The 969-nt window shown below is 42.2% G+C and carries 1 protein-coding gene; it reads left to right on the top strand.

All coding sequences use genetic code 11. The annotated features are described in order from the left end of the window. Positions 1-72: 72 nt before the first annotated feature. Positions 73-969, top strand: an 897-nt coding sequence (locus SMIDD26_RS07190; protein WP_134990232.1) for a YSIRK-type signal peptide-containing protein, incomplete at its 3' end; no start/stop codon positions are given.

Raw genomic sequence — 969 nt, 5'->3', positions numbered from 1 at the left:
GGGTGGGGGCTTTTTATTGCCCTTCCGTATATATATTAACCGATAATCATCGGAAAAGGAGTAAATTCATATATGTTTTATAAAGGTAATGAAGATAGAGAAAAACGCTTGCGGTTTTCGATTCGTAAGGTTAGCTTTGGAGCTGCTAGTGTTGCAGTAGCAGCCTTGTTCATGTTTCCAGGAAATGGGACAGTGTCTGCCACAGAGCAAGGTGTAACCTCAACTAATGAGGAAACACAAGGCTCACCACTGAAAGACCCAGATGTTCAGAATGGAACCTACGGGGCGACTCCAGTAGCGTCGCCTAGTGCTCTAGATACAGAAGTTGAGAACAAGACTGGTAGGCTATCTACAGAAATAAATAGTGTAGAAAACAAAGACCAAACAAGAGCAACAGTTGAAGAGGAATCTACTAGATCGGTAGAAACAACCAAGCCCGCGGCAACAACAGAAAGCAAGAAACCAAAATCACGTAAAAAACGTGATATAAGTGCCACTCCAGATGCAGATGCTGCAACGGATGACCCATCGGCAAACCAGACTTACACAGCACCAAGTGCGGATGCTAGTGTGGAGGAGTTGGTTAATGCCTTGAAGAACTTACCAGATAAGGTAGAAAATAATGAAAAAATCCAAAATATGAACGAAGTTGGTGCTTCTACAGGCGTTGCTGTCGGAGAGGTGAAGGAAATTCATGATTTTGGTGGTTGGGCAGCTGTTGATGCTAACGGTGAAGCAGGAAAGTTTGCGATTGCTAGAAAAACGGATGAGGGTGTTTTTCCAATAGAGACGATAAATGTCCTTGGAAGTAATGTGGTCTGGACAATTGAACAATCTTTTGATAGAACTAATGACTATATGTTGTTTTTATCAAAAGTTAGAACAAAAGCAAATAGTAGTGAAGAATCGTTTGATAATAAACCCTATGTTGCAAGTGGAGAAGGAGGTCCTAGGGGAGCCTCGGTAGCT

This window comes from Streptococcus mitis (genome assembly GCF_001579035.1).
GTDB classification, from domain to species: domain Bacteria; phylum Bacillota; class Bacilli; order Lactobacillales; family Streptococcaceae; genus Streptococcus; species Streptococcus mitis_J.
This window is presented reverse-complemented; position numbering and strand designations above follow the sequence as displayed.